The sequence below is a fragment of the Vibrio hannami genome (assembly GCF_029589055.1).
Classification (GTDB): domain Bacteria; phylum Pseudomonadota; class Gammaproteobacteria; order Enterobacterales; family Vibrionaceae; genus Vibrio; species Vibrio hannami.
Genome location: NZ_JARQZP010000003.1, coordinates 222827 through 248963 on the forward strand (window position 1 = coordinate 222827; position 26137 = coordinate 248963).

General features: G+C 44.1%; 30 protein-coding genes and 1 pseudogene. 23 read left to right on the top strand and 8 right to left on the bottom strand.

Annotated features, from left to right (window positions below):
• Positions 1–396: 396 nt before the first annotated feature.
• From nifU to modC, 10 genes and pseudogenes are all read left to right on the top strand, one after another.
• Positions 397–1323, top strand: coding sequence for a Fe-S cluster assembly protein NifU (nifU, locus tag P7F88_RS02465; protein ID WP_277821767.1), 927 nt, complete (start codon positions 397–399; stop codon positions 1321–1323).
• Positions 1313–2554, top strand: a complete 1242-nt coding sequence (gene nifS, locus P7F88_RS02470; RefSeq protein ID WP_277821768.1) for a cysteine desulfurase NifS — start codon at positions 1313–1315, stop codon at positions 2552–2554. Before nifU ends, nifS begins: the two co-directional genes overlap by 11 nt.
• A 23-nt stretch (positions 2555–2577) precedes the next feature.
• Positions 2578–3318 (top strand): annotated as a pseudogene (locus P7F88_RS02475) (beta/alpha barrel domain-containing protein); the annotation flags it as partial.
• Positions 3319–3509: 191 nt separating this feature from the next.
• On the top strand, positions 3510–3713 hold the full coding sequence (locus P7F88_RS25730; protein WP_422127330.1) for a hypothetical protein: 204 nt from the start codon (positions 3510–3512) through the stop codon (positions 3711–3713).
• A 14-nt stretch (positions 3714–3727) separates the two neighbouring features.
• Positions 3728–4000 (top strand): nitrogenase-stabilizing/protective protein NifW, encoded by a 273-nt coding sequence (locus P7F88_RS02480; protein WP_277821770.1) that lies wholly within the window; start codon positions 3728–3730, stop codon positions 3998–4000.
• An 11-nt stretch (positions 4001–4011) separates the two neighbouring features.
• On the top strand, positions 4012–4497 hold the full coding sequence (locus P7F88_RS02485; RefSeq protein WP_277821771.1) for a nitrogen fixation protein NifZ: 486 nt from the start codon (positions 4012–4014) through the stop codon (positions 4495–4497).
• Complete coding sequence (locus P7F88_RS02490) at positions 4490–5317, top strand: peptidylprolyl isomerase (RefSeq protein ID WP_277821772.1); 828 nt, start codon at positions 4490–4492, stop codon at positions 5315–5317. The genes P7F88_RS02485 and P7F88_RS02490 overlap by 8 nt, the downstream gene beginning before the upstream one ends.
• Before the next feature lie 48 nt (positions 5318–5365).
• Positions 5366–6103 carry a molybdate ABC transporter substrate-binding protein gene (gene modA / locus P7F88_RS02495; protein WP_277821773.1) on the top strand — a complete coding sequence of 246 codons (738 nt, stop codon included), beginning with the start codon at positions 5366–5368 and terminating at the stop codon, positions 6101–6103.
• A gap of 11 nt (positions 6104–6114) precedes the next feature.
• Complete coding sequence (gene modB, locus P7F88_RS02500) at positions 6115–6792, top strand: molybdate ABC transporter permease subunit (RefSeq protein WP_277821774.1); 678 nt, start codon at positions 6115–6117, stop codon at positions 6790–6792.
• A gap of 9 nt (positions 6793–6801) precedes the next feature.
• On the top strand, positions 6802–7899 hold the full coding sequence (modC, locus tag P7F88_RS02505) for a molybdenum ABC transporter ATP-binding protein (RefSeq protein ID WP_277821775.1): 1098 nt from the start codon (positions 6802–6804) through the stop codon (positions 7897–7899).
• Positions 7900–7974: 75 nt separating this feature from the next.
• Here modC and P7F88_RS02510 read toward each other — a convergent pair whose 3' ends face one another.
• The 3 genes from P7F88_RS02510 to P7F88_RS02520 form a co-directional block, all read right to left on the bottom strand.
• Positions 7975–8169, bottom strand: a complete 195-nt coding sequence (locus P7F88_RS02510; RefSeq protein ID WP_277821776.1) for a DUF1059 domain-containing protein — start codon at positions 8167–8169, stop codon at positions 7975–7977.
• 82 nt (positions 8170–8251) lie between these two features.
• The gene (locus P7F88_RS02515; protein WP_277821777.1) at positions 8252–9124 is read right to left on the bottom strand and encodes a winged helix-turn-helix domain-containing protein; all 873 of its coding nucleotides are present in this window, start codon (positions 9122–9124) and stop codon (positions 8252–8254) included.
• Positions 9088–10179 carry an ATP-binding protein gene (locus P7F88_RS02520; protein WP_277821778.1) on the bottom strand — a complete coding sequence of 364 codons (1092 nt, stop codon included), beginning with the start codon at positions 10177–10179 and terminating at the stop codon, positions 9088–9090. Before P7F88_RS02520 ends, P7F88_RS02515 begins: the two co-directional genes overlap by 37 nt.
• Before the next feature lie 144 nt (positions 10180–10323).
• On the opposite strand from P7F88_RS02520, the gene P7F88_RS02525 reads away from it, so the two are divergent.
• From P7F88_RS02525 to P7F88_RS02550, 6 genes are all read left to right on the top strand, one after another.
• On the top strand, positions 10324–10860 hold the full coding sequence (locus tag P7F88_RS02525; RefSeq protein ID WP_277821779.1) for a hypothetical protein: 537 nt from the start codon (positions 10324–10326) through the stop codon (positions 10858–10860).
• Between the two features lie 15 nt (positions 10861–10875).
• On the top strand, positions 10876–11235 hold the full coding sequence (locus P7F88_RS02530) for a group I truncated hemoglobin (protein ID WP_277821780.1): 360 nt from the start codon (positions 10876–10878) through the stop codon (positions 11233–11235).
• A gap of 121 nt (positions 11236–11356) precedes the next feature.
• Positions 11357–11941, top strand: a complete 585-nt coding sequence (locus tag P7F88_RS02535; RefSeq protein WP_277821781.1) for a GNAT family N-acetyltransferase — start codon at positions 11357–11359, stop codon at positions 11939–11941.
• Positions 11942–12424: 483 nt separating this feature from the next.
• On the top strand, positions 12425–13120 hold the full coding sequence (locus P7F88_RS02540; RefSeq protein WP_277821782.1) for a response regulator transcription factor: 696 nt from the start codon (positions 12425–12427) through the stop codon (positions 13118–13120).
• Positions 13117–13545 (top strand): hypothetical protein, encoded by a 429-nt coding sequence (locus P7F88_RS02545; RefSeq protein ID WP_277821783.1) that lies wholly within the window; start codon positions 13117–13119, stop codon positions 13543–13545. Before P7F88_RS02540 ends, P7F88_RS02545 begins: the two co-directional genes overlap by 4 nt.
• Before the next feature lie 101 nt (positions 13546–13646).
• Positions 13647–14480, top strand: coding sequence for a HAMP domain-containing sensor histidine kinase (locus P7F88_RS02550; RefSeq protein WP_277824518.1), 834 nt, complete (start codon positions 13647–13649; stop codon positions 14478–14480).
• Positions 14481–14609: 129 nt separating this feature from the next.
• Here the strand turns inward: P7F88_RS02550 and P7F88_RS02555 are convergent, their stop codons facing one another.
• From P7F88_RS02555 to nifL, 5 genes are all read right to left on the bottom strand, one after another.
• Positions 14610–15563, bottom strand: coding sequence for a DUF4382 domain-containing protein (locus tag P7F88_RS02555; RefSeq protein ID WP_277821784.1), 954 nt, complete (start codon positions 15561–15563; stop codon positions 14610–14612).
• Positions 15564–15715: 152 nt separating this feature from the next.
• Entirely contained in the window at positions 15716–15970 is a 255-nt protein-coding gene (locus P7F88_RS02560) for a 4Fe-4S binding protein (RefSeq protein ID WP_277821785.1), read from the bottom strand.
• Positions 15951–17285: a nitrogenase cofactor biosynthesis protein NifB gene (nifB, locus tag P7F88_RS02565; protein WP_277821786.1), complete on the bottom strand. Its 1335-nt coding sequence runs from the start codon at positions 17283–17285 to the stop codon at positions 15951–15953. The genes P7F88_RS02560 and nifB overlap by 20 nt, the downstream gene beginning before the upstream one ends.
• 151 nt (positions 17286–17436) lie before the next feature.
• Entirely contained in the window at positions 17437–19002 is a 1566-nt protein-coding gene (gene nifA, locus P7F88_RS02570) for a nif-specific transcriptional activator NifA (protein ID WP_277821787.1), read from the bottom strand.
• Between the two features lie 11 nt (positions 19003–19013).
• Positions 19014–20543, bottom strand: coding sequence for a nitrogen fixation negative regulator NifL (nifL, locus tag P7F88_RS02575; RefSeq protein WP_277821788.1), 1530 nt, complete (start codon positions 20541–20543; stop codon positions 19014–19016).
• A 294-nt stretch (positions 20544–20837) separates the two neighbouring features.
• Between nifL and rsxA the strand changes: the two genes are divergently transcribed.
• From rsxA to P7F88_RS02610, 7 genes are read left to right on the top strand one after another with little or no spacing between them, the layout of a single operon-like run.
• On the top strand, positions 20838–21413 hold the full coding sequence (rsxA, locus tag P7F88_RS02580) for an electron transport complex subunit RsxA (RefSeq protein ID WP_277821789.1): 576 nt from the start codon (positions 20838–20840) through the stop codon (positions 21411–21413).
• A gap of 13 nt (positions 21414–21426) precedes the next feature.
• Positions 21427–21966: an RnfABCDGE type electron transport complex subunit B gene (locus P7F88_RS02585; RefSeq protein WP_277821790.1), complete on the top strand. Its 540-nt coding sequence runs from the start codon at positions 21427–21429 to the stop codon at positions 21964–21966.
• A gap of 10 nt (positions 21967–21976) precedes the next feature.
• Positions 21977–23470, top strand: coding sequence for an electron transport complex subunit RsxC (gene rsxC / locus P7F88_RS02590; protein WP_277821791.1), 1494 nt, complete (start codon positions 21977–21979; stop codon positions 23468–23470).
• Positions 23463–24461, top strand: a complete 999-nt coding sequence (locus P7F88_RS02595) for an RnfABCDGE type electron transport complex subunit D (protein ID WP_277821792.1) — start codon at positions 23463–23465, stop codon at positions 24459–24461. Before rsxC ends, P7F88_RS02595 begins: the two co-directional genes overlap by 8 nt.
• Positions 24458–25060: an RnfABCDGE type electron transport complex subunit G gene (locus P7F88_RS02600; RefSeq protein ID WP_422127338.1), complete on the top strand. Its 603-nt coding sequence runs from the start codon at positions 24458–24460 to the stop codon at positions 25058–25060. The genes P7F88_RS02595 and P7F88_RS02600 overlap by 4 nt, the downstream gene beginning before the upstream one ends.
• A gap of 1 nt (position 25061) precedes the next feature.
• On the top strand, positions 25062–25733 hold the full coding sequence (locus tag P7F88_RS02605) for an electron transport complex subunit E (RefSeq protein ID WP_277821793.1): 672 nt from the start codon (positions 25062–25064) through the stop codon (positions 25731–25733).
• Positions 25734–25754: 21 nt separating this feature from the next.
• Positions 25755–26009, top strand: coding sequence for an RnfH family protein (locus tag P7F88_RS02610; protein ID WP_277821794.1), 255 nt, complete (start codon positions 25755–25757; stop codon positions 26007–26009).
• The last annotated feature ends 128 nt before the right edge of the window (positions 26010–26137 follow it).

Genomic DNA, 26137 nt, shown 5'->3' on the forward strand with positions numbered 1-26137 from the left:
GTGATCTCCTATTGTGTCAAAGTGTCACATGGCTATTATGGTCGTAAAGTGTGTAATAAGCAATCATTGTGTCATTTTGGCACGCATATCAACATAAGACGATGATTTACTTTCAAACTAAACTACCGGTAGCTTTAGGGGGATAGTTCTAACTGTTGTTAAAAAACGGACAAACCATCTTGCCCCCTTTGTTTTAAACACGACAAAGCATTATCCGTTTTACGACAAAATAGATAAATTTGTTGTTCGTCACACTTTTCAATCAGCTATTACTCCCTCTTTTATCCATTTAAAACAGCCAGATATGTGATCTTCGTCTTGTGGTGTGATGATTGCAGAAGCCACTCATATGTTTGAATTCTCTGTTTTGGAGAAAGTACACGGCAAGGAGTGCTTATGTGGGACTACTCAGAAAAGGTGAAGGAACATTTCTTTCAGCCCAGAAATGCGAAACTACTAGAAAATGCGAGCGCAAAAGGTGATGTAGGCTCTTTAAGTTGCGGGGATGCACTCAGCTTAAGTTTAAATATTGACTCAGAAACTGAGGTGATCACCGACGCTGGCTTTCAAACATTTGGTTGCGGGAGCGCGATAGCGTCGTCGTCCGCGCTTACCGAGATCATTATCGGTAAAACCATAGATGAAGCGTTAAAAGTCACCAACCAGGAGATTGCAGATTTTCTTGATGGTCTTCCGCCAGAAAAAATGCACTGTTCGGTAATGGGTATGGAAGCATTACATGCTGCTATAGCGGATTACCGTGGAGAAGAGGTCGAAGATGATCACGAAGAAGGTGAGTTGATTTGTAAGTGCTTTGCCATCGATGACCTGATGATCAAACGCGTGGTTTCAGCCAATAACTTAACCACTTTAGAAGAAGTTGTTAACTACACCAAAGCAGGTGGTGCTTGTGCTTCTTGTCACGAAAAAATCGAGTGGGTTTTAGAGGAATGTCTGGAAGCAAAAGAATCAGCTGAAGTCCTTCCTGTGGCCGCCGTATCAAAAGCAGATATGGCTAAAGTGGATAAAGAGGCAGAGGCGGCGGAACTGTTCGCCAATAAGAAAAGACGGGTAGAAGTCATCGAATCGGTGATTGAAGAGGTGCGCCCTGGTATCTTGCTAGATGGCGGCGATATTTCATTGGTCGATATTGAGGAAGATATCGTATTCATTAGCCTTACCGGAGCATGTACTGGTTGTGGTTTGTCCGGGCTTACTTTGGCTAGTGTTGAAACAAAAATCTCAGAATCACTGGGCGAGAATATTACAGTGTTCCCGGTTCAAAGTGCAGCTCCAAAAAAGGAGGCGACCTATGACTCTTGATTCAAAACCATCAGAGGTAGCTTACCTCGATACAGCTTATCTAGATAACAATGCAACCACCTGTATCGACCCATTAGTCCTGGAGACCATGTTGCCGTATCTAACGGAGTTTTACGGCAATCCCTCCTCTATTCACCGTTTAGGTGCGACTGTAGGTAAAGCACTGGAAGTTGCCCGTGAACAGGTTCAATCGCTTGTTGGGGCAGAGCATAGCTCCGAAATTATCTTCACTTCGTCGGCTACAGAGGCAACGTCGACAGCGATTCATTCTGCTCTCGAAGCACTTCCGGATAGGAAAGAGGTCATAACCTCGGTCATTGAGCACCCTGCCACCTTAGAGTTGTGTCAGAACCTTGAGCGAAAGGGGTACAAGGTGCATTGGATTGGGGTAGACAATAAAGGCCGATTTGATATCGAGTCATACAAACAAGCGCTGAGTGAAAATGTCGCAGTGGTGTCGGTGATGTGGGCAAACAACGAAACAGGAACACTTTTCCCGGCCGCTCAGATCGCCAGTCTGGCAAAAAAGGTTGGAGCGCAGGTTCATGTGGATGCTGTTCAGGTTATCGGCAAATACCCAATCGAGGTCAAGTTAACTGATATCGATATGATCTCGTTATCTGGTCATAAGTTTCATGCACCGAAAGGTGTGGGTGCGCTTTATCTAAGAAGGGGAACGCGGTTCCGTCCTCTTTTACGAGGAGGTCATCAGGAACGAGGAAGACGTGCAGGTACTGAAAATGCCGCGTCTATTATCGCGATGGGAAAAGCAGCAGAACTGGCTGAAATCTCACTGGAAAATGATATCAGTCGCATAGCGGTGATGCGTGATCGACTTGAGCAGGGGATACTGGCGAGAGTTCCAAATACTTTTGTGACCGGAAACCCTAGAGAACGTGTTCCGAACACAACAAACATTGCTGTTGAATATATTGAAGGTGAAGCCTTACTTCTTATGATGAACCACGTCGGAATTGCAGCGTCTTCTGGCTCAGCATGTACTTCAGGATCACTGGAGCCATCACATGTAATGAAAGCGATGGACATCCCTTTTACTGCTGCACATGGCACGCTTCGTTTTTCACTTTCACGCTTTACTAAAGATTCGGATATCGACCTTGTACTTGAGCACTTGCCTCCAATTGTTGAACGTCTGAGGGCAATGTCTCCGTATTGGGATAGCGCGACGAATAAGGGCTCGGAAAGCAGTTTTACTCCCGCCTACGCGTAAACGGAATATCAAAGAGGTTGGTGATGGAAAGGAATCAAATACCTGTAGTAACCATTAACGATACCACGTTGCGGGATGGGGAACAGAGCCCGGGTGTTGCGTTTAACACGGAAGAAAAACTGGCGATTGCCCTAAACCTGGAATCTGTTGGCGTCCAGGAACTTGAAATTGGTGTTCCGGCGATGGGTGAAGCAGAGCAAGAAACAATGTCTGTAATAGCCGCTTCTTTAACTAGAGCGAAGACGATGGGTTGGTGCCGAATGACGGATCAGGACCTGAACTCGGCATCCGGACTCGGGCTCGATTGGGTGGACGTGTCTATTCCGGTCTCAAAACAGCAAATCAGAAGCAAGCTCGGCTTTGATTCAGATAAGGCGTATTTTGCTCACGGTGAAAGATACCTGAAACAAGCTGTTGAGTTAGGTGTGGATGTTTGTGTAGGCATGGAAGATGCGTCCAGAGCCGACCTAGACTTTATGCTCCGATTGACTGAATTAGCGCAAGAGTGCGGTGCGAAACGTGTTCGGTTCGCCGATACAGTTGGCATTTTAGATGGCGACAAGACTCGGTCTTATATCTCTTCTTTGCGAGCCAATACCGACTTACAGATTGAGATGCACGCCCATAACGATCTGGGACTTGCGACCGCAAATACCCTGGCTGCCATTGATGCTGGTGCAACATCGATAAATACCACAGTGGTTGGTTTAGGAGAGAGAGCAGGGAATGCCGCATTGGAAGAGGTAGCGGTTGCGCTTTCTGTGTTGAACAAAGGCTTTACAGGAATTGACCTACAGGCGCTTCCCCAATTGTGCCAGTTAGTTCAAAACGCATCTGGTCGTCCAGAGTGGTTACAAAAAGCCATTGTCGGGGGAAGTGTGTTTACTCATGAATCCGGAGTTCATGTTGATGGTTTGATGAAAGATAGTAATAACTATCAGGGTTTTCCCCCGAATTGGTTGGCCGTCAGCACGAGTTTGTTCTTGGAAAGCATTCGGGTCTTAAGGCCATCAGAGCGGTATATCAAAACCTCGGGGTGCATCTGTCTACGGCTCAGTGTGAACAACTGCGATTAGAGCTTAGACACTGGTCTGAAAGGTATAAATGTATGCCAACAACAGACGATCTTTTCAAACTTGTCCAGGGCAATGCCGCCTAATTGAGAGGGAATAGATGAGCCAGAATATGGAATCTGAATTATCAGCGTTAACCAGTGCTGAAGATTTTCTTAATTACTTTCAAGTGGACTACAACCCAACGCTTGTACAAACCAAACGCATACAGTTACTCCGACTGTTCCATTCGGTGTTGGAGGCTTTGAACAAAGCCCCGGAACGCCAGGACTATAAAAGAGCGTTAAAAATAGCGTACAAACAGCTGGAGAACGGTAATGAATTAGCGTTTCCAGAACGGAGTTGTGAAGGCTGTACTGAGTGTGATGATTAGGGAGGGGGACAATGGATTGTTCCAGCGCTAGGTTTTTGAGTGGCTCAGAGGTGCGAGTCGTAAGAAATGTCCGTAATGATGGAAGCTTTACGGGGCTAGAAAAAGGTGAGCTTTTGGTGACTCAGGGAGAGACAGGCATTGTCAGAAGTTCAGGTTACTTCTTGCAAGATCAGGTGATATACCAGGTCTATTTCCCGGCTGTCGAACGCACTATAGGTGTCAGAGATCAGGAAGTTATCCACGCCTCACTAGCCTGGTCTCCCTGCCTTTTTCGTTCTCTCGATAAAGCTGCGTTAACGGTCGCTCTTAAGATGAAGGATGAAATCGTCGCAATGAAGGGGGATCTGGTAGAGGTTCAAAGAGTTTACAGAGATCTGGAAACTGGGCGGTTAGATTACGAAATCGAGGTTGCAGGGTCATTAGTCAGGGTCGATTCTCGTTTCTTAGTCTCGCCCAAAGAGAGCAGTGTTCAGAGAGAGGTAGCGGCAAATGGATAAACAGAAGAAGCGATATTTGCGAATAAAGCTATCGACAGAAAAGCACAAACTTAATCCAGAGTATTTATCAGCGGAACAATTAAAAGAGCTGGATGAAGAAGTCAACAAACTTCAGGCATTACAAGCGAAAATCATCTCATCTAAAGAGGCTTCCAAAATAAAGGTTTCTTCAGGTGAAGTTGTAGAGTCTTATTGCAAGTGTATTGAACAGTTTGACTCTAAAGATGAGTTTTACGCGGTTCTCAAAAAACAAGGTATTACGCAGGAAGGATTTAAGCATGCGTTGCGCGAAGAGCTGTGGTGCGACAAGGTTTTAGATAGCGTGGCTCAGGACGTCCCTAAATTGGATAAGCAACAAGCTATTGATTACTACAATAAAAACAAACTCAATTTCTCTCGTGCTAAAACCTGGAAACTTAGTCAAATACTGATAACCGTGAATGATGAGTTCGTAGAGAATAGACATGAAAGCGTTCTCCGAAGAATCGAAGAGGCCTATCAAAAAACAAAGCGAGAACCATTTGAAGAGTTGGCTTTACGCTACTCAGAGTGCCCAAGTGCACTTGAAAAAGGACAGTTGGGTTGGTGTGAAGAAGGAAAACTTTTTCCCGAGATTACAAAGGCGCTTCAAACATTACAGCAAGGTGAAGTGAGCTTACCGATTGAAACAGAAGTTGGCTTTCACCTGGTTCAATGGCATGAGCAAAAGCCCGCTTATATTGCACCTTTCGAAGAAGTTCTTCCATATCTGGAGGAAAAGCATACTTCGAGAGCAAAAGCCTTTCTTCAACGTCAGTGGCTTAGTTCCTTAGTGGCATAGTTCCTTAGTGGCATAGTTCCTTAGTGTCTTAAATGAATCGGAGGTTGTATGAAAAGATTCAGTCTGTTTTGTATGTTTTTTCTTTTAGGAGCCTTTCAGGCCTCAGCTACGGAAGTTAGGGTCGCTGTCGCGAATAACTTTTATGGCCCTCTTAAAGAGCTTGCTAGGGACTACCAGCAACAATCTGGGGACAGCGTTGTCATAAGCACGGGCTCCACCGGTCAACTCTATGCTCAGATAATCAATGGTGCACCGTTTGATATCTTTTTGTCAGCGGATGCTGCACGTCCAGCTAAGTTAGTGGAAGCAGGATTAGCCTCTGAGCCGTTTACCTATGCTTTAGGAAGGCTTGTACTCTGGTCCTCAGATAGCCAACTGCTGAAAAAAGGCGCTGCGTCATTAACGATAAACAACTTTAAACATCTGGCTTTGGCTAACCCTAAACTTGCTCCATACGGTTACGCTTCTGTACAGGTTATGGAAAAAGCAGGAGTGTATTCTGAGTTGAAATCGACGCTTGTTGAGGGCAAGAATTTAAGTGTTGTCTATCAGTTTGTTGTTACTGGAAACGCTCAGGCGGGGTTTCTGGCTATGTCTCAAATCTACAAAGATTCCGAGTTTATTGATGGCTCTTACTGGATAATTCCTGAGCAGATGTATGACCCCATCAGGCAAAACGCCGTATTGCTCAAATCGGCCCAAAATAAAAATGCTTCGAATTCATTTATTGAGTACTTAAAGAGTGAAAGAGCCCGAAAAATTATCGTTGATTTTGGATATCTGTAAGCGGCATTCCTATGATGGGTTTAGATATCACAGTAATCACCACAACACTTAAACTGGCCTTCGTGGTAACACTGTGGCTGCTGCTGATATCAATCCCGGTTGCCTGGTGGATAGCGAATACCAACTCAAGACTAAAAGGTATTGTTGTCTCTGTTTGTACGCTCCCTATGGTACTACCACCCACCGTACTTGGTTTTTATCTGTTGATACTAATGGGACCGAATGGGCCGGTGGGTCAATTAACTCAAGCTTTAGGTTTACAACAGCTACCATTCTCTTTTGCCGGGATTGCCATTGCTTGTATCGTGCATTCACTTCCGTTTGTTATTCAGCCATTGCAGAACGCGTTTGAATCCATCGGTAAACGCCCGATAGAAGTTGCGGCTACGCTTAGAGCTTCTCCGGTTGATACTTTCTTCTCAGTCACATTCCCGCTTGCTTGGCCTGGAATATTCTCAGCTATGGTTATGGGCTTTTGTCATACCCTGGGTGAGTTCGGCATCGTGCTGATGATTGGTGGCAATATCCCTGGGAAGACAAGGGTAGTTTCCGTAGAGATCTACAATCATGCTGAGGCACTAGAGTATGGCAAGGCGCATTTGCTTGCTGGTGGAATGGTGGCTTTTTCATTCGCAGCCCTGCTGGTTATGTATTGGTTAAACAGTAGATATCAGTCAAAAATGGGATAAGGGAGGCTGATGTCTGATATGAACCAGGAAGTGAATATCGTTGCTCGATTTAATATCGAGTTTGAAAATTTTTCCCTTAAGGCGGATCTTACGCTGCCTAGTACAGGAGTCACTGTATTGTTCGGGCATTCTGGTTCTGGAAAAACCACTTGTTTAAGAGCCATGGCTGGATTGGAAAAGTTGAGTAGTGGTTATTTCTCGGTTGGTGAGACCACCTGGCAAGATAGTGCGAACGATTTTTTTGTACCAACGTACCAAAGAGACATTGGCTACGTATTTCAGGAAGCGGGGCTATTTCCTCATTTATCTGTCCGTAAGAATTTAGAGTACGGTTTTAAGCGAGTAGCTGAAGAACGCAGGGTTTTAAAGTTGAGGGATGTATGCGAGTTATTGGGCATTACTCACCTTCTGGAACGATCACCTGAAAAGCTTTCAGGAGGAGAGATGCAAAGAGTTGCGATTGCCAGAGCGCTACTTACTTCACCTAAAATGCTCCTTATGGATGAACCTCTAGCAGCTTTAGATAGTGCCAGAAAAGCAGAAATCCTTCCCTATCTGGAGAAGCTCCACAAGAAGCTCTCTATCCCAATTATCTACGTCACTCATTCTGTGGAAGAATTGGCACGCCTGGCAGACCATATAGTGCTGTTTTATCAGGGAAACATTTTAACGTCAGGAGGGGCTGTGGAAGTGATGTCTGATCCTGCCTATAGTCGAATATTTAATCATGAGACCGGCGCTATATTCGACACGATTATCAGCGATGTTTCTCCTGATCATCTCACACAGTTAGAAGTGGGGAGACGGCTTTACTTCTATGTTCCCGAGATACAAGGCCAAATCGGTGACTATGTAAGATGCAGAATTCTCGCTTCCGACGTGAGTATATGTCTTACGAAACCAGCACAGACTTCGATTTTGAATGTGGTAAAAGGAAAACTATGCAAAATTGAAGACTCGGTACATGGTGGAGAAAAAATATTGGTAATAACGCTGAGTAATGGACAATCTTTACTATCAGTGATTACTGAGCGCTCCCTGAGTCAACTCGGCATACAAATCGGAATGGAGCTGTGGTGTCAGATAAAAGCGGTAGCGATTTGCTAGTTTCGCATAGAGTGGCTGCTATCTAAGCCCTATGACGTCGCAGGGCTTAGACATCGTCGGAACATCGGAATGGAATTAAACAGGTGGAGTACCTTCTTTAAACTCCTTCATGATATTTTCACGAAATTCTGGTGTATCTTCATAACCATGTACCTTGCATCCATGTTCTACAACGGCTTGAAGCAACTCTTCCTTAGAGTCTGCAGCCAAAGCCACTGAACACTTCACATCACCCGGATAATCTCTGCAATCGATGTAATATCTGGACATAATTTACTTACCTTCTATGGATTAAAAGTGAGACAACTTGTTTCGGATAAACAAATCGCCTACCAAATGAGAGCAACTTCCTTCAGCTCTCGCCCTCATATCTGTAGCCAGTGCCTCTGACGGATTGAATGACGGTTGATTTTTCTTGTAGCTTTTTTCTAAGAGAGAGAACAATAGTATCGACAACATTGCTGGAGCCTTCGTACTCTATTCCCCATACATCTTTAAGAAGTGTCTTTCTTGAAACGGCAGCTCCTTCGTTTTTTATCAATAGATCGAGCGTCTCGAACTCCAGTGGTGTCAGGTCTACACGATCTTTATTAACACATAGCTGTCGTGCCTTAGAATCAAACCAGGTTGGGAATATGTTGTGCTCTGATTTGTGCTCGATTTCCTGAAGTAGCCGGGTGGAAACCCAACCATCTACGGAGTTTGGCCCCATGTCCAGTACCGCAGAGAAGTACTGGGTATCGTCAATTTCGGTTACTTTTTCCAGGACCTGAAAGCCAAGTTCTGTAGCTATCGATGCGTAAGGCTTCAGGTTATTTAAAGTCAGATAGACCTTTCTAAGATTTGGCCGCATTTCGAGGTAATTTCTCTTGATGTCCAGCCAACACGCAGCCTGAATACCACATAAGCCTTCTCCTTCCTTCTGAGATAACCACCGACGGATAAATAAATTTTGTTCTGTAGGAGAGTTTTTCTCGTTATTGGAGGAAATGTCCTCTAACCAGTCAGCGGTAACGGGGTCAGCATTCAGTAGCTGATCAGATACGTCAGAGGGCTTTATCAGACAATAAAATCCAACCGTTTTATTGCTTTGATCCTTAACACAATGAAAAGTGTTAAGCTGTCTGTCCCACCAGTGTGAATAAGTATCAAGAGTAGAGTGTGGTTCATGTGAGGCAATAATTCTCATCACTTCCGGTTTATCTTCATCCTGAGCGGGAAGCACACTGTATTCTCTGAAGTCGTCTGGTGGGAAAAAGCACTTCTGATCACGCTGTTATCAACCAGATATAATATATCCGCGGTATAACGCCATAATTGACCAGCAGACGCGTGTTTCACTTCTTCCAGCAAGATTTGGGTCGCACGCTTGCGGTATATGGCATATCTTTCTGGAGAACGTGCTTTCAGATTGGAAGATAGTACTGTTCTTAGTACTTCATGTAAGACAAGTCCGTCTTCCCTAGCCTCAACTAGCTCCATTTTTTCTAATCCTGAATACAGGGCTTTTCCTGTTCGGGAGTCAGCTTTCAGCATCGCGCTTAACACCGACTCGCTGACCCGGCGAACGATAGACGCGGCTTCTAACGCATCACGTAACTCTGGTTGTTTAATGTCATCCACAAAGAACTGCACCAGAGTGTTAATCACAGCGTTTGAAGGGATCTGGTGTAAATTTCTTTCTGGTTGTTCCAACATGGCCGCGCTAGCGAGTTTTAGGGCAACAGGATGACCATGAGCGAACTGATTAACACCCATGGCCTGAACTTTAGAAAGCCCCTGGGTTTCAAGAAAATCGATGGCAAAAGTAAACGGCAGGCATTCAAGTTTAAGAGGGCAGTACTTAGAGTTAGCTGGTGGATCTATGATCCATTGATTGTCCGGGTGCAACCTTCCTGACAGAAGCAACTTGAGCGTTCCAGACATTTTCGGCAGGAACTCTTTTCTTAACCATGTCTCGATTAAACCGAATGATTCAAATTGATCAAGGATGAGAATAGTGCCTGGATTGATGGTGCTTTTAATCAATGCCAGATCTTCGCCTTCTGAATTTAATAACGAATTCAATTTTCGGATAAATGCTATTGGTGTCGGCTCGACGGTTTGGCAGTCTATAGTGATGCAAACTTCTTTATGAATCGTTTCAAAATGGCGCACCAGAGTACTTTTTCCAACACCAGCAATGCCATAAAGCCCCACAATATCCGGACCTTCTTCGCTTAGCACCTGCTCAAGAAATTTTAGTTCAGGTGCTCTCGAGTTTTCTATGAATCCATTCATAACAGTAACCTGACTATTAATACTGTTATTGATAATAGTTTAGATAAACGTTTGCAGAAGCGATTCTCATTAAAATCTCATTAATAAAACTATCAGCAGTAACTATGTTTACTATTGTTCATTCACTAAGCAAACGGAGGAGCTATGAATTCGCTTCGTGTATTAACCGGAACCATGTTACTTGTTCTGATTGGTTGTTCATCGACAACCGAGATGAGCAAGGTAGAGCGAGCTGAAAGTGCCGCACATCATGACTTGAGTAGCAAAGCGACCATTATAGATATTGATGGAAATGTTCTAAGAGAGGGCAGTCCTCATTGGCATTGTGTTCCTGGTATACCTGTAATGCCTGGGGATACCCACCCAATGTGTAACGACGAAGTGTGGGAGAAGTTACTTAAGTCGGCTGCGGAAGGGAAGCCTTTTGAAACAGACCGAATCGGCATCTCTTATATGATGCAAGGTGACGCTTACGTAAGTAATTCCAACCCGGCGGCAACCGATCCTAATAATGGAGACGTTTGGGTTAAAGAGGGGCCTCATTTGATGATAGTTGTTCCCTCTGAATTATTAGAGGGAATCAGTGATGACCCGTTTAATGGTGGCCCATATGTTATGTGGAAGGGGACACCTTACGCACACATCATGGTACCGATTGGAAGTAAACCTCAACAAAAGTAGATAAGGATATGAGCTATGAGCGCGACGTTATTTGAAAGACTTGGCGGAACGGAAAAAATCACGCAGATCTCGGCAGATATAGTTGACTTGCACCTGAGTAACAGTGCTATCGCCAATAGATTTGCTGACTCAGATATCAATAAGTTGAAAAAAACCGTATCGGAGTTTTTTATTACGGGTACTGGAGGTCCAAACCTGTATAAAGGTGAGGATATGAGGGCGGTGCATAAGGGCATGAATATTTCAGCAATAGAGTTTGTGGCTGTGCTAGATGATGCGCTGGAAGCGATGCAGAAAAATGGTGTAGCTCAACGCGAACAGGAAGAAGTTTTATTTGTACTCTACAGTATGCGTAACGACGTTATTCTTGTTTAGTGTAGATAAGTTGCAGAGTTGCTTTTTGAAGTAGCGCTGCAGCTTATGATTAATCATATTGACTCTCTTTCCAGCGAGTAAAATTCCTATGCTACACATTAAATCGGAACGGAGCTCTGTTATGAAAATAGTAGACGCGATTAAAGAAGATGCTGCAGACCTGGCATATTTGATCAATTTGGCGGGAGAAGGTATACCTGAATATCTCTGGTCAGGTATGGTCGAAGACTCAGAATCTCCTTTCGATGTAGGCAAACGACGAGCTGCAAGAGAGGAGGGCGGATTTAGCTATAAGAACGCAAGGGTGATAAAACTACAGGATTCTGTAGCGGGAATGATTATTTCTTATCAGCTGGATGATCCATATATCATAGATAACATTGAAGAATTTCCTGATGTTGTAAGGCCTCTGGTTTTGTTGGAAGAGAAAGTACCGGGAAGTTGGTACATAAATGCAATTGCCACAAAGGAAGAGTTTCGGGGGCGGGGAGTCGCTCATCAGTTAATGATAGAAGCTGAATCCAAAGCTAAGTCCTTTAAGGCGAGATCAATGAGTCTCATCGTAGCCTCTGAAAATGTAGCGGCAAAAAATCTATATCTGAAACTAGGCTATGAAAAAGTGCATTCGTTGCCTGTGGTGGAATATCCTAATTCGATCCATGGGGGCGATTGGGATTTGATGATCAAAAAACTTGAGTCTAGCTAGTTTAAAATTTGCCTACGGGTTCAATATTTTATCTTTCTTGATAACTATTTAGCTGGTTATTTAGGTGGTTTCGACAAGGAAAGGAGACAATCAGCATGTGATATAAAATCACTGATGTATCTACCCGTCAGATTGGGAGGCGTTATGAAAAATAGAAAGCTTGGCCATGTAATGTCATTCAGCAGAATGTTTTCATTTATTGCGTTTCTAACCGCTACATGTGCATGGATTTTAAACATGTATGTGTTATTTGCTGTTTCCACTGTATCACTTATTGTAAGCGCTGTTCTCCACATTAAAAACAAGTTCACTTAACACCAAAGCAACCTGGATAAAGGTAATAAGCACCCTAGCTCGCTCCAGCCTACAAGCGCGAGGAGCGAGAAGGATATAGTTAATTTTTCTAGTTCTAAACGATATCTAAACCTTTTAACTCTCAGCAGGTATATACTGGACGGAGCCAGTTACTTGTAGAGAATAACAATGACTCAAACGATCCTTATCGTTGACGACAAACTCAATGTACAAACACTGCTTTCGGAAGTACTTATCAGTAGAGGGTATAATGCTCTGTGTGCTTCCAACGGGCGTGACGCACAATTAGTTTTGAAGAAACATACTCCAAACCTGATACTTCTTGATGTCATGATGCCGCAGATGAATGGCTATGAGTTTATTAGCGAGCTGCGAAAAACAAGCGACTTGCCGGTTATCATGATCACAGCAAAGCAACAAGAACAAGATATCGTTAAAGGTTTTGAGCTGGGAGCGGATGACTATATCAGCAAACCATTCAAGATGAGCGAACTGATCGTGCGTGTTCAGGCGGTTTTGAAAAGAACCACCCGACAACTTTTGACAGACCCACTCCTTAGGGTTGGAAACCTTTCGCTAAGCACTGTGACCAATGAACTTTGGATCGATGATGAATTAAATCCGGTTGATCTGACATTGGCTGAACTTGCGTTACTAAGTTTCTTGATGAAGTCAGTAGAGCATACGGTTAATAAGGCCGAAATATGCAGTCATCTTATTGAAGAGGGGTATAGTGGTTCCGAGTCGACGCTGAAGATTCATATCCGAAATCTTAGAAATAAACTTGAACTTCGGCTCAAAGGACACGTTGAGATTGAGTCGGTTTTTGGTGTTGGATATAGATTAAGGACGATACATCAGTGAGAGTTCCGGTACGTAACAAACTTATAGCGACTTATCTCTTAATAAGTGTGCTGACTGCACTTACTATTTACGTACTTACCTATTTTACGTCTGCACAACGTGTAGAGAAGTTAGCTCAGGACTATTTGACGAAAGAAATGATCCAGGAAGTTCGCCACTGGTATGCAGCGGAGAAAAGTTGGGAAGGTTTTCCTGAGTACTTTAAATCACTTCATCCTCCAATTCCTGATAATAAGCGAGCCGAAAGGAGTAGCGGACGAGAGAAAAAAGCGGGCATAGTGACCGCAGATCGGCGAGCGTTATTAAAATACCTCGAGTTTCAGCCCGGAGATATTCTTTCTGAAGCGTATCTTTCCAGAGCACGTCCTGTAAGGTATCGAGGAGAAGTTATAGCCTGGGTTATCCCCCGGAAGCTACAGGGATAAACCTAAGCTCACAACTTCAGTTATTTTTAGAAAATACGCTGGATGTCCTACTCATCTCCGTTGCTGTTAGTATTCTGCTCTCTCTTATTCTAGGGGTTATAATTGCTAAACGTGCCTTAAAGCCTATCGAGTCTTTGACCAAAGCTAGCGCGGCTATAGCTTCTGGAGATCTTCGTCAGGAAGTTTCAACTCACAGTGATGATGAGTTCGGTGATCTCTCTAATACCTTTAACAAAATGAGCAAAGATCTTTCTAATGCGGATAAACAAAGACGTCAGTTAACTGCAGATATAGCTCATGATCTTGGTACTCCTGTTCAAGTTATTTCTGGATATATAGAGATGGCTCAAGACGGAAGTCTTGAACTCAATCAAGAGCGGGTGAATACGATAGCAGACGAGCTTGAACATGTTCAGAGGCTTCTAAAAGATATGAGCCTGCTAGCCAAAACCGATGCCAAAACGCTTTCTATTTACACCTCGCCGACGGAGATATCGTCTCTTCTAGAAAGAGTTACCCGTATGCATCAGCTGATGTGCCAAAAAAAACAGATTACGCTGAACTTTAATTGTTCGGCGGCGATGCCCCAACCTCAGTTAGATGAAGAACGGATGGTGCAGGTTTTAGGAAATCTTATAAGTAATGCGGTACGTTATGTTCCAGAAGGCGGCAAAATAGAACTCTCTTCATACTGCAACGAAAGCTATCTGACCATCAAGGTAAGCGATACTGGGTGTGGTATTCACCCCGATGATTTACTGTTTGTCTTTGACCGCTTTTACCGATCAGATTCATCCAGAAGTGGGAAGTCAGGCAAGATGGGGCTGGGACTTAGTATTTCTAAAGGATTAATAGAGATGCAGGGCGGGACTATCAGAGTAGAAAGTGATGGTAAATCCGGTACCCAATTTATCATCGAGTTTCCGGTTAATTGATAACAGCCCAATGCATACCTGAATAAATCAGGTTATGTCAGGAAACTCATGGGCTGTTTATCGAACTATTTAATATGTTGCCGAACAACAAGCAGAAAGGGGAATCCCTAGAAAAACTCTATTTTTTTATTAAGGAACAACCGGAAAGTCTAGATTATGCTCTTTTGTTGGCTCAAGGATAACTTCTGAAACCTGATCACTAGGGTTTGCAATCTCGATTTGGTCATACTGAACCGGGTCATCTTCATAAGCACTACAAGTAAAGGCTACGGTGTAATTTCCAGCAGGTATAAATCCAAATTGGTAGTCGCCGTTTTCTTCTGCCTCGACTGACGCATATGGTTCGACGTAGTTCTCTGGGAGTTCAATATTGTCATCGTAATCAGCATCAGTTGGATCAAAGTTATCAATCAGAGTATTGCCATTGTGGCCGTGTCCCTGATATAGGTAAACTACGTTACCACCATCCTCAGAACATGAACTTCCCTGATAGAATAACGAGGGTTCAATATTACCTCGAAGAGATGCTGCAGAACGATTATCTACGATTTTAACCCCGTGTGGTTTCAGGTTATAACCATTGTTATTCCAATCATTACCTCGTAATACAAGAGACTTGCGCAAGTCGAATTCTATTGTAAATGATTGAACCGAGTCTGTTGTTACTTCAAAACCTCCTAGTTTTAACTTATTACTTGGCACCTTCAGATCATGCACTCCATTATTCGTTACCCAGTTCAGATAAGACTCTGGCTTAATGTGAACAATTAACTCACGATACGTACCTGTTAGAATAGGCTCATCTGACAGTATTAACTTTGAATCGCTTCCTTGATATTCAAGTAAATCTATCTGCTGATAATCTTGACTCTCATCGGTATCAACAACGTTTAACTGATATCGTTGACCGCTCTCGTGTATTAATTCCAGAGCATCAAAAGCTACTACTACTTCCTCTGCTTCTTCTACGGGAGCGTCGGATACATAGAATGATACTGATGCGGTTTTATTATTGTCAGAGCCACTATTGCAGCCTGCCAGCAATAAAACGGCAGAACTAATGGTCGCCAACTGCGTTTTCATATTTACTTCCATTACTAGTGAAAAAATCCACGTGATTGTATTCACCCTATGTCAGGGTGGCGTCATCAGAATGTATGGATGGCAATATAAAACGCAGGGTTATAGATACGGTCGTCCGGTTTATTTTACGTATGTAGTCAAGGCAGATATCGCTAAGCGATAGGAATACCCGTCAAGCTTCCTTTCGGGTTAACAGGTATCTGCTTCTCATTTAAGATTGCCTCTTCTATTGGGCAGATACTCGCACATTGCGGGTGGTCGAACTGCTCAACACAACCATTACAACGCTTGCTGTGTATCTCAAACCTATCTTTAGATGTGGTTTCGATTTTATATATCGCGTTGTTAGGGCATACCGATTTACACGCGTGACATCCCGTACACTTATCAGTAATTGAATACGTCATTTTCAGCCTCCGCTATACTCGTGTCTAAACCCATCGCGATGGTTTCAAGTGCCTGATTAACGCTGGCATAGGCAAAATCTATGTTGGGTGTGACGCCTTGTTTCTCTAGCTCTCGCCAGGGCGTGATACCAATTCTGGAGCATAGTAATTCATCTACATCGGAAATTGCGTCGATAAGTGTCTGCTTATACGACTCGTCATCTCCACATTCGCTAGCTCCGGAGCAATACCTTGATGCAATTCGCGACTCGACATGCTTAAAACTCTGTGTCGAATGAACAAATTCGTAAATTTCGAATTGTTCAGCGTATCCGAAGTGAGTATTAATGATGTCTCCGTGCGAGTCGCTTGTGGCAGCTACTGCGACGCGGTAGATAGCGGCCTGGTCGTTAGATTCAGTCTCTGCGCCAGAGGAGCATCCTCCTCCAAGTGTACCTACAGCATCTGCCCGACATTGTTGGCAATGCGTCATCTGAGGCATAAAGCTTCCGGAATCTTTTCTTGCTAGCTCTATTTCATCGTCTGTGGGACCTCGTTGCCCCGTCAGTCCATAAAAGGTTCCATGTTCTGGCTCCGAAATAAGTGGCATAACATTGTGCAGCATAGCGCCCAGGCTTCGGACTTTTTCTGATACCGCTGAAATATGAAAGTCATTTACTCCCGGAATTAATACGGTGTTCACTTTCACCAGCATACCGGCTTCAGATGCCAGCTTTAATCCTTCTAACTGACGCTTAATCAATATCTTTGCTGCCTCAACACCGCGATATCTTTGGTGATTGAAAAAGATCCAGGGATAGATGTTTTTGCCTACCTCGGGGTCGATACAGTTGATAGTAATGGTTAAGTGATTCACCCCAACTTCAATCAGATTATCAATATGTTCCGCGAGAGCCAGGCCGTTGGTGGAAATGCAAAGTTGTACATCCGGGTTTTCTTCCCGGATTAGCTTTAGCGTCGCGAAGGTACTTTGGGGGTTGGCTAATGCATCTCCGGGACCTGCGATTCCGACAACAGATAAAGCGTCGGTTCTTTTGGTTACCGCCTGAAATTGTCTAAGAGCACCATGTGGGTCTGATAATTTCGAAACAACACCTGGTCTGGATTCGTTGCTACAGTCATATTTGCGGTTGCAATAGTTACATTGGATATTACAAGCAGGCGCAACGGGTAAATGCATGCGAGCATACTTACTAGCATCCTTCGAATAGCAAGGGTGTTTTTCTATCTTATCCCTAACTTCTTTGCGAAAAAAATGAGTAACTTTACCGCCATCCATAGACTCGGTTCTTGTCTCATTCAGTGACTTGTCCATTGATTACCTCTTCCATAAGGGATTTTAGAGGTATTGTTGCAATAGCTGTTCCCAGGTTTTGTATCAATAAAAACAATAAGTTAATTGTGTGTGCTGATGCGAGGGAGCGACAATTGTCATAAATGTAACAATTGTCGCTCTGGTGCTTGTGTCAGATTTGCTTCATCTCAATATTCATTATTTGAATACGATAAGCTATCTGTCTTGGGGTCATATTGAGCAACCTTGCTGCTTTGGCTTTCACCCATCCTGACTGCTCGAGAGCATCTATTACCGTCTGACGTTCATCGGCTATTTTTTGCTCTTTTGAAATCGGTTCTGCAACGGTAGAAGTTGGCTTGATTGCGCTCCTTACCGGAGGAGAGAAATCAAACTGTGGGAAGGAGATTAGATCCGGTGTAATGGTTCCTGACTCGCTCATTATAGAAGCCCTCTCTAGGGTGTTTTCCAACTCCCTAACGTTACCTGGCCAGGAGTATTCCATTAAGTAGCGAATAGCAGATTCGGATATAGACAGTTTTCGATGCTGCTTTTTGCCCAGCTTTTTCATCATAAAGTCAGCGAGCTCAGGAATATCACCAAGACGTTCTCTTAAAGCAGGAAGATACATTGGCATCACGTTCAGCCGGTAATAGAGGTCTTCTCTAAACTGCTCAGAAGAGACTTCGGCCTCGAGATTTCGGTTTGTTGCTGCGATTACCCTAACGTCTACTGAAATGGTATCGGTGCCACCAACTCGCTCAAACTCTTGCTCCTGGAGAACGCGTAATAACTTAGCCTGAAACGCCGGGCTGGTTTCACCAATCTCATCGAGAAAGATGGTGCCTTTATGCGCCATTTCGAAACGACCTTTTCGCTGCTTAACCGCGCCTGTAAATGCGCCTTTTTCATGACCAAAAAGTTCAGATTCAAGAAGATTATCAGGCAGAGCAGCACAATTTAGTTTTACGAAAGGGAAGTTTGCTCTGGGAGAGTTATAATGTATTGCGTTTGCTATCACTTCCTTACCAGTACCGGACTCGCCTCGTAGAAGTACGGTTGAATCCCAGGGAGATACAAGCCTAATCTGGTCGAAAATACGCCTCATAACCTTAGTGTGACCCACCAAATTATCGAAGCTGTAGTTATTTCTGACTTTACGCTTTAAGCCATCTCTCTCTTGAACCAGTTGTTTCTGCTTGTTTTCAACCTGATGAGCCAATTGGACATTTTTTGCTATCAGGCTTGCGACCATTTCCAGAAACTGGCTAAGAATGCTGATTTCCTGATCTGACTGACAGTTAGGCTGAGCCGATAATGCACCAATGATTTCTGAGTTGGCATTTTTCAGGGGTACGCAGATAAATGGTTTATCGTAATCGTAGATGGCGAGCTTATCGGTAAAGCGCATGTCGTCACCCAAATTTCGAATCACGATGGAATCGCCCTGCTTAAGCAGGTCACCAATAATACCTTCACCGGCTTTATAGCTGATTTGCTTATCCATTGTTCCATTCTCGTAATCCGGGGAATGGAATGATTTAACCAACATGGTCTCTTTTTCGTGGTCTTTTATGGTCAGTAATCCACATAACAGATTGCACTCTTCATGGAGTATCTCAAGCACACGCTTAGCTGATTCTCCATAGTTCAAACTGACATTGAGCTGGCTACTTATACGGTACATCGCTGCAAGTAACCTTCTTTCCAGTTCAGCGATTGAATATTCGATCGTCATAGTCACCGCCTTTATTCTGTTATTTTAGGAAAGATGAGCTGGATACTCGCGCCGCCTAACTTCTCACTGTTGCCCACTTCAAACATCGCTGCGTGCTCATTCAGAACCTGATTGACAATAGCTAGGCCAACCCCTCTGCATCCAATATGAGCTTTAGGTTTGGTGCTGAAGAAAGGTTGAAACATCTTAATTCGTATATCGTCGCTGATACCGTTTCCGCTGTCTTCGATGCAGACAATGGTCTCGTCACCTTTATCGAGTGTTGATACGACAATTGCCCGGTCTGGGTTGTGGGAACAGTGGATGGCGTCCAGAGAGTTATCGATTAACTGCTTAATTGCCAACAGTAGTCGGTGTGGTTTACCGTTAATTGAACGTAATGTCGGATCGAGATGTAATTCGATTCTGGTGGAACGGTTGAGTAACTCGTTGGTAGAAATTGAAATTACATCCCGAACGGTTTGGTTCAGATTTACTGGCTGCGCAGATTCATGTGTTCTCTCTGGTATTGCATCCTGAACCTGTTCTAGTGCTTGATTAGCGTTCAGCATGGCTTCATCCATCGCCTGTAAACCAGGGCATGAATGGTTGCTTTGTTTTAGAATAGTCACCGCCGAATCAATCATGTTGAGCGGGCCCTGAAGCTGATGCAGAGTTGCCATCATCACTTCTTGCATAGAATGAACAAACTTGTTGTCGTTTGTCATTAAGGTAATGGTGTTTAAGCGCCTCTCTTCCATAAAGAGTTTTTCTTTGGTGCGGTCCTGAACGCCTATGAGGGTATAGTACTCGTCACTCTTCTGAAAATAGGCTTCTGCTTTCGTATCGGTGACCGGTATTTTTACCAAAGAAAAATCAAACCACTTTTCACCACTAGCTTCTCTTTCATCGATATGTATGTTTTTCGAACGATGTGTTTTTTCCCCTAAGAAATCCTCTATCGAGTCGCAGTCATAATCTTCTTTTAGGTTTTTCACAAGTAAGGTTAAAGGAGAGGTTTCAAGCTGCTTTTCCAGAACCTCGCACCTTTGATTACTAAACAGAACCTGACTATTTTTATCTATCAAAGCCATCGCTATTGGGGCGGAATTCAGAACCGCTTGAAATAGAGCAGACTGATTTTTTTGATGGGTCTGGAGTCTGTGGGTCTCAGTAATGTCTTTCTGTATGGCGTAATAAAAGTGTTTACCTGATTCATTCTCTATGCGTGAGATTGAAATTTCGGCGACGTAAAAAGATCCATTCTTACGTCGGTTTATCAGGCGACCCTGCCATAGTTGTCCTGAAGATATTGTCTCCCAAAGGTTTTTATACACGCTTTTTGGTGTCATTTTATAAGAAAGGATCGAGCTGTTTTTTCCGATCAGCTCTTGCTCCATGTAGCCGGTAATGTCTAAGAAGCTTTGATTTACTAATAAAATGTTCCCTTGCGCATCTGTAATGCTGATTGCAACAGGTGCATTAAGCAGTATCTGCTCATACGCTCCTGAACCGAAACTGTATCTTGACTCTTTCGATACTAAGCCATCCGTTTGCTCCATATCTTTCTTCCTTGTTCGATACACATAAACAGGCATATGCACGAATTATTCCATATAAAAAATGAGGTTTAAGTAGGGTTACAAAATTGAATTTTGTTTGATTTAAGACAATTCATGACAATCAAATAGAGATTGTCCGGTTTATTACAAGGCCAATACACGCCGTATTGAACCGTTAAAGCGCCTTATTTTATCAGCGTTTATGCCATTCTCGCCCCGCTTTGGTGCAACGAATTCTCAGTGGCATACCTTGTGCAGTTATGTAGCTATCTGCACTGTTCAAGGATGAAAAACATGTCAGAAGGAATACTGATTTTATTAAGTGCGGCATTCGTAAACAACGTTGTGCTGGCTAAGTTTTTGGGCCTTTGCCCGTTTATGGGAGTGTCAGGGAAAATTGGAAGTGCGCTTGGAATGGGAATAGCCACGACCTTTGTGTTGACTCTGGCATCAATCACAACCTGGTTAATTGATACCTTTTTTCTCGTTCCGTTGGGAATGGAGTTTATGCGCATTATTGCGTTTATTCTGGTAATTGCTGCGGTTGTTCAGCTCACAGAGCTTTATGTCAAAAAACACGATCCATCACTGTACCAATCCTTAGGAGTTTTTCTTCCTCTAATTACCACTAACTGTGCGGTTCTTGGTGTCGCACTACTGGCGATACAGGATGGTTTGTCCTTTATCCATACTCTGATGTTCAGTGTGGGCTCTGCTATTGGGTTTACGGTAGTCATTGTTTTGTTTGCAGGACTTCGTAATCAATTAAGCATTAATCGTGTTCCAGCTGCATTACAGGGTTCGCCAATAGCCTTTATTACTGCCGGGCTTCTTTCTATGGCCTTTATGGGCTTTTCTGGAATGGTGTAAAAGGAGGTTCGTTTTGATTTCAGTTATCTTTTTCATTTTGCTTGGCGCGTTTCTAGGGGCAGCGCTTGGCTATGCAGCAAAAGTATTCAGTGTTGAAAGTAACCCTCTGGTGGACAAGATTGAGGCGTTAATGCCCGGCGGTCAATGCGGTCAATGCGGGGAAGCCGGATGTCGACAGGCCGCTGAGGCGATGGTTAGAGGGGAACTTAACCCAACATCATGTCCACCGGGGGGAGCGGCGTTATCGGGTGCAATCGCTGAGATGCTAGGCGTTTCCCTTGAAATGGATGAAGCAGATATTCAGTGGGTTGCTCAGATAGATGAAGCAATGTGTTCAGGATGCACCCGCTGTTATAAGGCTTGTCCGTTTGATGCCATTGTCGGTGCGTCGAAACAAATTCATACCGTAGTCCAGGATGTGTGTACTGGATGCCAGCTATGCTCCAAGGTTTGTCCTCAGGATTGCCTGACGATCGTCCAGCAAGTGCCGGATGTTTCGACCTGGTACTGGCCAAAACCTGCGCAAATCAAGCCTACCGAATTGGCGAGTTAAAGGAGGAGTTATGAGATCGATATTTAACGCTCCGTTTAGCGGAGGAATCCACCCAAAAACTTATAAATCAATGTCTAATAACGGGGGTATTGCAAAGGATTTTTGGCCGAAAAATGTGTATTTGCCCCTCCAACTTCGAAATGGGGCACTACTCCAGTCACTGGTTAAGCCGGGGGATCATGTTAAGCGTGGACAAAAAATCGCGGTTGGCAAAACGCCCATGATTGCTCCAATGCACTCGCCAGTAAATGGCATAGTGACAGCCATAACAAAGCACATAACCGCACACCCTTCGAAAGTGAAATGCGACACCATCATCATTCGTGCGAATCAGGATAAATCGTGGGTGACAGAAACAACGAAAGGGAATTTCTACCGGTTTAGCAGCGAAGAGATTATCAACAAGATTGAAGAGGCTGGTATTGTGGGGCTGGGTGGGGCTGGGTTTCCAACCGCGTCAAAGCTGAAGTTTGCTCGTCAGGCTAAGGTGCATACTTTAGTGATAAATGGCGGTGAGTGTGAACCGTATTTAACCTGTGATGACTTAACTATGCGAGAAGCGGCCTCAGAAGTGGTTGCAGGTATACGTTTGATGTTAAAGGCTAGCGGTGCTGAGAGAGCAATCGTTGGTGTTGAAGACAACAAAGCGGAAGCATTTGAACAACTGAGTTCATTGGCGTCAGATGACGAGAACATCGAGGTAATGAGTGTTCCAAGTATCTACCCGATGGGATCTGAAAGACATCTTGTAAAAGCAGTTACTGGAGTCACTGTTCCACTCGGTAAGCTATCTACATCTATAGGTATTCTGGTTAACAATATCGCTACTGCACAAGCGGTATATAACGCGGTTCGTTTCAATCGACCACTGGTTTCCAGAGTAATCACCGTTTCAGGAAAAGGCATTACTAAACCTGGAAATATCGAAGTGCCTGTGGGGACGCCAGTGCATGAAATTCTGACTTACTGCGATGGCTTTAGCGAAGATACGGAGCGTCTTATCTTTGGTGGCCCTATGATGGGACAGGTTATTTTGTCTCCCCAAATTCCAGTCGATAAATGTGTCGGTGGCATTCTCGCGTTAACTGCAGACGAGGTCAAAGAGCGTCCTCATCAGGATTGTATCCGCTGCGGACAGTGTGTTCGTGCTTGTCCAATGGGGTTGATGCCTTTTCAGATGGCGTCCTATTCACGAATGTCAGACTTCAAAATGACAGAGAAGCTCGGTGTGAACTTCTGTCTTTCATGCGGTGCCTGTAGCTACGTGTGTCCTTCAAGTATCCCGCTTGTTCAGTATTTCCAGCATGCCAAAGGCGCAATTAACGCGAACAAAATGAAAGAGAAGCGCTCAGCACAAGCCAAAGCATTAACAGAAGCCAGAACCATTAGATTAGCTAAAGAAGCAGAAGCGAAACGGGCAGCTAAAGCAGCAAAAGCGGCAGGCCGCAAGAAAAGAGCGCCTCGTGCTTCCGCAAAAAAGAAAGAGGAGGTCATGAATGATTAATTATGAATCAGCAGTAGGGCCGTTTTCACACAGTGAGAATTCAAGTGTCCGAATTATGTATACGGTCATCCTGACCTTGCTACCTGCAGTGGTTTTCGGAATTTACCAGTTTGGTCAAAACAGTGCGCTAGTCATACTGACCTGCTGTTTGTCAGCAGTAGTAACGGAGTATCTGTGTCTTAAAGTTATGGCTCGAAACACTATGGCATGCCTCGACGGGTCGGCATTTCTTACCGCAGTATTGCTGGCTATGAGCCTGCCTCCAACCACTCCGGTTTGGGTTGCTGTTCTGGGTTCGGTTTTTGCTATTGTACTTGGGAAGCAAATATACGGTGGTCTGGGTCAGAATCTCTTTAATCCTGCCATGCTTGCCAGAGTGATGTTGTTGATCTGCTTTCCGGTAGAAATGACAGATTGGGCGGCACCTACTCCTATCGATTTCAGCAACAACCAAATAGTAATTCCAGAGCAGTGGTTCCTAGTGGACGGGGTAACGTCTGCAACCGCTTTGGGTGAATCCGCTCAGTCGCTTTATGTTCAAAATCTGTTTTTTGGTCGTCAGGCTGGTAGTTTGGGTGAAACCAGTGCTTTCCTAATTCTATTGGGAGGTTTGTATATGATTCGAAAAGGGATTATCCACTGGGTTATTCCCATGTTTTTCTTTTTAGGATTAGGTCTTCCTGCTTTCTTCGCTTCACTTTTTTCTCCTGAACAGTTTCTTCCTTTAGCTACGCACCTGTTTGGTGGAGCTGCCATGCTGGGGGCTTTCTATATTGCAACCGATCTCGTTACATCGCCGACGAGTATTAAGGGACAGATGGTATATGGCGCTTGTTGCGGGCTTTTAGTCTGGTTGATAAGAAGCTTTGGCAGTTATCCCGAAGGCGTCGCTTTTGCTGTGCTGATAATGAACTCTGCTACGCCTTTAATCGACCACTATTTAAGACCCGACATATTTGGTAGCCGGGTAGCGACTGTGGAGGAAAAATGATGGAACTTACGTTTGATAAATTGAAGGACCAGATTCCATACCAGAGCTTGCTTTTGTCCACCTGTGCAGGTGTAGCAGCAATACTGTTAGTGGTTATGCAAGCAGTGACCTCTCCTGTAATCGATCAACGAATGCAAGAGGACCAAAATGCACTGCTGTCGGAAGTATTAAACGGCAAGTCATTCGCTAATAGGGTGTTTGATGAGGGGAGTATCGCTGAGTTCAAAGGGCGAACTTACCAGATCTACCCGGTCAAAAATGAGTCGGGACTGCTAACTCATTATGTGATTAGTGGCGGTGAGGATGGCTACAGCGGCGAAATTCGATTTTTGATAGGTGTCGATACACCCGGCAAGATAGAGGGCGTTCGTATTCTAAGCCATACAGAAACGCCAGGGCTAGGGGATAAGGTTGAACTCGCCAAAAGTGATTGGGTGCTGAGTTTTAATGATCGTTCGCTTTCAAACACTCCGGTATGGAAAGTTAAAAAAGATGGCGGTGATTTTGACCAGTTCACAGGGGCAACTATCACGCCTAGAAGCGTAGTAAAAGGCGTCCACAACGCTTTACTTGCATTAGAGTCAGAGAAGGAAAAGTAATATGGCCAGTTATCCTGATATTGTAAAAGATGGCGTTTGGAAAAATAATATTGTTCTTAACCAGTCACTTGCTTTATGCCCTTTAATGGCTGTGACGAGCAGTGCAACAAACGGTTTAGGCCTGGGACTAGCAACAACTGCTGTCATGATTGCATCGAACTTGCTGGTCTCTCTAGGAAAGAATTTTATTAGTAAAGCCGTTCGTATTCCCGTCAATGTCATAATCATCGCTACATTAGTGACTCTAACCGATTTCATATTAAACGCCTGGCTACATCCATTACATAAAGTACTTGGGCTATTTATTCCTCTTATTGTTACCAACTGCGCCATATTAGGGCGGGTTGAGTCATTTGCCAGTCGGTCTGCATTGGTGCCATCTGTTGTTGATGGCGCTGCTATGGGATTTGGTTTTACCTGGGTACTGGTACTTCTTGGCGGTATACGAGAAGTACTTGGTAGTGGGACGCTGTTTGCCAACGCAAGTCTACTTATAGGGGAGTCATTTTCATTTATGGAGCTGACGGTAATCCCTGAATATCGAGGTTTGTTACTGGTTATCTTGCCTCCTGGAGGGTTCCTTATTCTAGGAGCGATGCTGGGCATTAAGCAGAAAGCAGAGCAAATTATCGCACACCGTAAACAGGCAACCCCTGAGCCGATGGCTGGATAGTGTGGATTCTGAGGTGATTTTATGAAAGTGAGTGTTGTATATGCATTATCAAACGAACAAGCATGGATACCTGTCGAGGTTGAAGAAAGCGCGACTCTGATGACCGCCATACATATGTCAGGACTACTGAGTATGTTTCCTACTATCGATCTCGATAAACAGAAGGTTGGTGTATTTGGAAAGTTGTCAGCGCTAGAAGCTGTGCTGAGTGAAGGTGATCGAGTCGAGATATATCGCCCAATAACCTGGCAACCAGACGAAGATGACGATGACTAAGGTAAACCGACCTTCATTGTCGGGTTTATTACAAAGTGTCGTTAGTGAGTTGTGTTGCTTTAATAAAGTCCAGCAAATACAGTTGGTTATATCTGGAATGGGGTTTGCAGTAGCTATAAGGAACATAC